Source organism: Streptomyces sp. 13-12-16 (assembly GCF_002114215.1).
In the GTDB taxonomy this organism is placed as follows: domain Bacteria; phylum Actinomycetota; class Actinomycetes; order Streptomycetales; family Streptomycetaceae; genus Streptomyces.
The window spans coordinates 1-5,318 of record NZ_NCTE01001002.1; the positions used below are offsets into that span (position 1 = coordinate 1).

General features: G+C 74.3%; 8 protein-coding genes. 4 read left to right on the forward strand and 4 right to left on the reverse strand.

Going from position 1 to position 5,318, the window contains the following annotated elements:
* Nucleotides 1-103 precede the first annotated feature (103 nt).
* On the reverse strand, nucleotides 104-1,216 hold the full coding sequence (locus tag B7767_RS33985) for a Vms1/Ankzf1 family peptidyl-tRNA hydrolase (RefSeq protein ID WP_085575463.1): 1,113 nt from the start codon (nucleotides 1,214-1,216) through the stop codon (nucleotides 104-106).
* Nucleotides 1,217-1,278: 62 nt separating this feature from the next.
* Between B7767_RS33985 and B7767_RS33990 the strand changes: the two genes are divergently transcribed.
* Complete coding sequence (locus B7767_RS33990; RefSeq protein WP_073931269.1) at nucleotides 1,279-1,566, forward strand: DUF6158 family protein; 288 nt, start codon at nucleotides 1,279-1,281, stop codon at nucleotides 1,564-1,566.
* A gap of 58 nt (nucleotides 1,567-1,624) precedes the next feature.
* Here B7767_RS33990 and B7767_RS33995 read toward each other — a convergent pair whose 3' ends face one another.
* From B7767_RS33995 to B7767_RS34005, 3 genes are all read right to left on the reverse strand, one after another.
* Nucleotides 1,625-2,170 carry a type 1 glutamine amidotransferase domain-containing protein gene (locus B7767_RS33995; protein ID WP_085575464.1) on the reverse strand — a complete coding sequence of 182 codons (546 nt, stop codon included), beginning with the start codon at nucleotides 2,168-2,170 and terminating at the stop codon, nucleotides 1,625-1,627.
* 30 nt (nucleotides 2,171-2,200) lie between these two features.
* On the reverse strand, nucleotides 2,201-2,626 hold the full coding sequence (locus B7767_RS34000) for a CBS domain-containing protein (RefSeq protein ID WP_030856357.1): 426 nt from the start codon (nucleotides 2,624-2,626) through the stop codon (nucleotides 2,201-2,203).
* A gap of 72 nt (nucleotides 2,627-2,698) precedes the next feature.
* On the reverse strand, nucleotides 2,699-3,091 hold the full coding sequence (locus tag B7767_RS34005) for a DUF2795 domain-containing protein (protein WP_085575465.1): 393 nt from the start codon (nucleotides 3,089-3,091) through the stop codon (nucleotides 2,699-2,701).
* A 160-nt stretch (nucleotides 3,092-3,251) separates the two neighbouring features.
* Between B7767_RS34005 and B7767_RS46775 the strand changes: the two genes are divergently transcribed.
* The 3 genes from B7767_RS46775 (at nucleotide 3,252) to B7767_RS34015 (ending at nucleotide 5,317) form a co-directional block, all read left to right on the forward strand.
* Nucleotides 3,252-3,392, forward strand: coding sequence for a hypothetical protein (locus tag B7767_RS46775; RefSeq protein WP_179167400.1), 141 nt, complete (start codon nucleotides 3,252-3,254; stop codon nucleotides 3,390-3,392).
* 305 nt (nucleotides 3,393-3,697) lie between these two features.
* On the forward strand, nucleotides 3,698-4,492 hold the full coding sequence (locus tag B7767_RS34010) for an RNA polymerase sigma factor SigF (protein ID WP_085575466.1): 795 nt from the start codon (nucleotides 3,698-3,700) through the stop codon (nucleotides 4,490-4,492).
* A 141-nt stretch (nucleotides 4,493-4,633) separates the two neighbouring features.
* The gene (locus B7767_RS34015; RefSeq protein WP_085575467.1) at nucleotides 4,634-5,317 is read left to right on the forward strand and encodes a hypothetical protein; all 684 of its coding nucleotides are present in this window, start codon (nucleotides 4,634-4,636) and stop codon (nucleotides 5,315-5,317) included.
* The last annotated feature ends 1 nt before the right edge of the window (nucleotide 5,318 follow it).

The window sequence follows — 5,318 nt, forward strand, 5'->3', positions numbered from 1 at the left end:
CGCACCGGCACGCGGCTCCGCCGCCCGGGCGCGCACGGGGGTCCGGGCGAAGCCCCCGGGGGGAGGGGCGGCTGGGGCGAGGGAAAACCCGCGCGCCCCCGGATCACTTCCAGCGCAGCAACGCCCCCAGCCCGCCGACCGGCGCGTCGTCGTCCGCACCCGGTGCCAGGGACACCGCCAGCGCGGGCGCGTCCGTCGCGACCGCCGACCGGATCAGCGCGTCGTCCGCCCGTGCCGACCAGGAGTTCTGCTCACCGAGCACCTTCAGGTCCGTACGCCGCACCGCCAGCTGGTCCGGATCCTCACCGATCCACACCTCACGGTGCGCGTCGGCCGAGTCCGGCCGGATCAGCAGCTCGTCGATCCGGTGCTCGCGCGCGGCCTCGACCAGCGCCGGCACGCCCTCCACGGCGCTCGCGCGGCCCTCGTCGTCGGGGTCCCGGGCGGCGAGGAACCGTTCCAGTTCCGCCGCGGCCCGGTCGTGGACGTGCTCCGCGCGGATCCGCTCCACGTCCTCGTCGAGCAGCCTGCTGCCGGCGCCGCGCGAGGCCTCGACCACCAGGCCGTGCAGCCGCTGCGGCAGCCGCTCGCGCACGGAGCGCTGCTCACGGTCGTCACCGACCAGGATCAGCAGATCGGCACCGGTCTCCTCGTGGCAGACGGCGAGCGCGTCGGCGATCTCCGCGGCGTTGTGCTCCCAGGTGTTCTCCACCCGCAGCTGGAAGTGGCGCTCCGACCAGTCGACGGAACCGGTCCGGTGCAGCGGCCACTGCCGCCCGGTGACACCGCCGGCGTCGTCCCGGCCGAGCGCGCTGCGCAGCTCGAAGTCCGCGCCCCTGCGGTCGACGTACGCGACGATGCAGACCGGGTCCTCACCGGCCAGTTCCAGCAGCGGCGCGACCCGGGGCAGCGGCGCCCACCGGGCCCAGTCGCGCTGCGGGGACCGGGCCAGCGGCGGGTCGAGCACCACCTCGCCGTCCCGGGCGAACAGCGCGCGGCCGTGCGGTTCGCTGGAGTGCCGCAGGTCCTCCAGCGCACGGCGCACCGCCTGGCAGGTCGCCTCGTCCGCGCCCTGGTCGGCCAGCTCCTGGGCCATCGCCCGGGCCGTCAGCCGCCGTTCCTGAGGGGTGTGCTCCGTGTGCCGGGAGGTGTCGACGTAGACGGAGGCCCAGGGGCCGGGACGTTCGTAGAGTGGATGCAGGAAAGCGAGTTCCATGGCTCCCTCCCGGTTGCCGTTCGGGGTAGTGCCTGTACCGGCCGGGCGGGTACCCGGGCCGCATGGACACACACGACGAGCGGGGCACCACGATGACCGGAGTCGAGCCGGACCGCCTGGACGACCAGCAGCTCATGAAGGAGCTGGAGACCATCCACCGCACGCGCCACGACACACTGCTGTACGGCTCCAACGACGCGCTGCGCGCCCACAACGAGCGGATGGCGCAGCTGGAGGGCGAGTACCTGCGCCGCAATCCGCGCCGCCCGGTGGCCGCGGGCCGCACACGCGAAGGTGCCCGGGAGCGGGGCGCCGCGGACACCACGACACCCACGACCCCGGGCACCTGATCTCGGACCTCGGGCCTTACGGGGCCCGCTCGGCCCCGTAAGGGTCCTGCCCGGCCTCCTATACGGCCTGCTCGGCTCCGAACACCTCGAGGTACGTCTCGCAGAAGGCCTTCAGATCGTCCGGCTTGCGGCTGGTGACCAGTTTGTTCGGTCCGTGGTCGCAGACCTTCACCTGCTCGTCGACCCAGGTGGCGCCTGCGTTGCGGAGGTCGGTCCGCAGGCTGGGCCAGCTGGTCAGTACCCGGCCCCGGACGACGTCGGCCTCGACGAGGGTCCAGGGGGCGTGGCAGATCGCGGCGACCGGCCGGCCCTGCTCGAAGAAGTCCCGCACGAACGCGACGGCCTTGTCGTCCATGCGCAGGAAGTCCGGGTTGGCCACCCCGCCCGGCAGCACCAGCCCGCCGAAGGAGTCCGCCGACGTCTCGCCGACGACCTCCTGCACGGGGAAGGTGTCCGCCTTGTCGAGATGGTTGAACGCCTGGATCTTCCCGGGGCTCGTCGACACGAGCACGGCTTCGTGACCGGCGTCCACGGCCGCCTGCCACGGCTCGGTCAGCTCCACCTGCTCGACGCCCTCGGGCGCGGTCAGGAATGCGATTCGCATGATGGCACTACGTCCCTTCGTTCCGCTCGTTCAGCTCTTCCCGTCCGGTTCCGCACGGCTGATGTCGGCCAGCGCCGAGCCGGGCTCCCGCGCCTCGGCCAGATCGCCGAGACTCACCAGCCCGACCGGCAGACCGCCCTCGACCACCGGGATCCGGCGTATCGCGTGCTCCCGCATCAGGGCGACGGCCGAGGACACCGGATCGTCCGGGGCGAGCGTCAACGGGTCCGGCGTGCACACCGACCCCGCGCTCGTCCCGAGCGGATCCGCGCCCCGGGCGACCGCGCGGACCGTGATGTCGCGGTCGGTGAGCACGCCGACGACCCGCTGCCCGTCCGCCACCACCACGTCGCCGATGTTCTGGGTGCGCATCAGCTGCGCCGCCTCGACGATCGAGGCGTCCGGGCGTACGGCGACCACGCCCGGAGTCATGACGTCCTTGACGAACTCGGCCATCACCGAGGCCTTCCTGTCGGTCCCGGCCGCCGGGGGCACCGCGGAACGGCCGCGCTGCCCCGGACGGGCCGGTTACGCGGTCTCCGTCTCCCGGGACCGGGTCAGCGCCTCGGCCAGCTCCTGGACGCTGTTGTAGCGGGCCTGGCGCGGCAGCCGCTCCAACGCCTCGATGAGCGCGTCGGGCGCGTACCGCCGGTCCAGGGCGCGCATCAGCTCGCGCGGACCCGCGGGGAACGCCCCGCGGCCCAGGATCCTGGCCAGTTCCAGCCGCACCGACTCCAGTGACGTCGGGCCGCGGCCCGGTGTCACCGGGCCGCGGGCGACCTCGGGGTCGTCGTCGGCGAACGGCTCCGGGTCGTGCCACTCCTCGGTACGGGTGGGGTGCCCGGACCGCAGCAGACCCTGCAGTTCGTGCTTCATCTCGTCGTCGCGGTGGACGCTGAGCCGGTCGCTGCCTCGCTGCATGTCTCCCTCCAGATCCTTCGGGGTGCGCACCGCGTACCCGGGGAGCGGAGGGCGACACGGGAGTTCGGGTGCCGGATCGTCCCGGGCCGGGGTTTGGCCGCCGGAGGGCGGGAGACCCGCATCCCCACGCCCCCCACGTGCCTCCCGGGAAGGACAGGCCATGGCGGTGCTCGCCGTGCTCATCCCGCCACTCATGCTCGGCGTGATCCTGATGCTGGGCCGCTACGAGGATTTCGTGCTCCCGCCCGCACCGCCCGAGGCCGATCCGCCCGAAGTCCGGTTGGGGAGTTTGGGACGGTGAAGCGGGGGCAGGCGCACCTCCAGTGCTTCGGACAGGAGGCACGTCCGTGGAGGCGGCGTCACGTCGCTCCGGGCGCGCCCGTCCCCGACCGGCACGCCCACCGCGGTGACCGTCCGTCCCCCAGCTGTCGTCACACCCCCGCCTGACCGGCGGCGTCCGGCACGCACTCCCCGCAGGGGAGGCCCCCGTCGAGGGCGCTCCGGCGCCCTGCGACCGCACGCACCGGACGCCGCCGGGCCCGCCCTCCGGGCGGACGGCGGGAACGCGACGACAGGACCCGGCCCCCGAGGGAGCTGCGACGCACCATGCCGATCCGAGCGACTGCGAAACACCCGCACGACGACGCCCCCGACACCGCGGCCGCCTTCCGCAGGCTCGCCGCACTGCCCCCGGGCGCGGAGCGGGACGCGCTCCGTGACGAGATCGTCGAGGCCTGGCTGCCCATGGCCGACCGCCTCGCCGGACGCTTCCGCAGCCGCGGCGAGAGCTTCGACGACCTGCGGCAGGTCGCCGCGCTCGGCCTGGTCAAGGCCGTCGACCGGTACGACCCCGAGCTGGGCAACGCGTTCGAGAGCTACGCCGTGCCGACCGTCACCGGCGAGATCAAACGGCACTTCCGCGACCACATGTGGACCCTGCACGTGCCGCGCCGGGTCCAGGAGCTGCGCAACCGCGTCCGGCACGCCTCCCAGGACCTGTCCCGGACCACCTCCGGCCGCCGGCCGACCGTGGCCGAGATCGCCGAGCACGCCGATCTGAGCGAGGAGGACGTCCGTACCGGACAGGAGGCGCTGGAGAGCTTCTCCGCGCTGTCCCTGGACGCCGGGCTGCCCGGCAGCGACGACGGCTACTCGCTCGGCGACGCGCTCGGCGCGCCCGACCCGGCGCTGGACACCGTGGTCGACCGCGAGGCCGTCAAGGAACGGCTGGCCGCGCTGCCCGAGCGGGAGCGGGCCATCCTCTACATGAGGTTCTTCGGCGACATGACGCAGAGCAGCATCGCCGAGGAGCTGGGCATCTCGCAGATGCACGTCTCCCGCCTGATCAGCCGCTGCTGCGGCCGGGTACGGGAGCAGGTCATGCGGGACGGGGAGGAGTAGCGCGGGCCCTTCACCCGCTCGGGTGCGCCCGGTCCCGCCAATGGTGTCCGGCGGCGAGCGGTGCGGCGGCGATGGGGCTGTGATGGCTGTGGGGCGTGACCGAACGCCGTGCCCCCGCCGTCGCTCGAAGGAGCCCGCACCATGCGCCGCACCGCCCGTGCCCTGTCCCTCGCCGCCGCCACCGGTGCCGCCCTCGCGGCGCTCGCACCGGCCGCGTCGGCGGGTACCGTTCCGGACGACGGGACCTCCTGGGGTACCACCTCGCCCTCGCCCTGCCCGCAGCCGGAGGGGCACGAGTGGGAACCGGACGCCGCCCTCGCACCGGCCGGGCCCGAGGCGGTCGTACCGAAGAGCACGGCACTGGACGATCTCGAATCCGATCTCGAATCCGAGCTCGATGCCGGACCGGACGCCGAGCCGGATGCCGGACTCGATGCCGACGCCGACGCCGAGCCCGGTGCCGATGCCGGACCCGGCTTCGGGGCGGAGATCCCCGCCCCCCAGGAAAGCGACCTTGCCGACCCGGAGGCCGCCGACCCGTACCCCGCAGACCCGGAGGCCGCCGAACCGGAGGCCCTGAGGTCCGGCTCCACCACGTCCAGGGCCCCTGCCTCCAGGACCCCCGGGCCCAAGCCCGAGCCCACCGGGTCGAAAGGCACCCCCTGCCCCACCGCCCCCGCGCATCAGGGCGTCCACGCCGGCGCGGGCGGTGCCTTCACCGACTCCGTGCCCGCGCTGGCCGCCGGCGGGCTGCTGATCGCGGGCGCGTTCGGCGCCGCCGCGCACCGCGTGTACCGCGACCGCACCACCCGCGCGGACGGCTGAC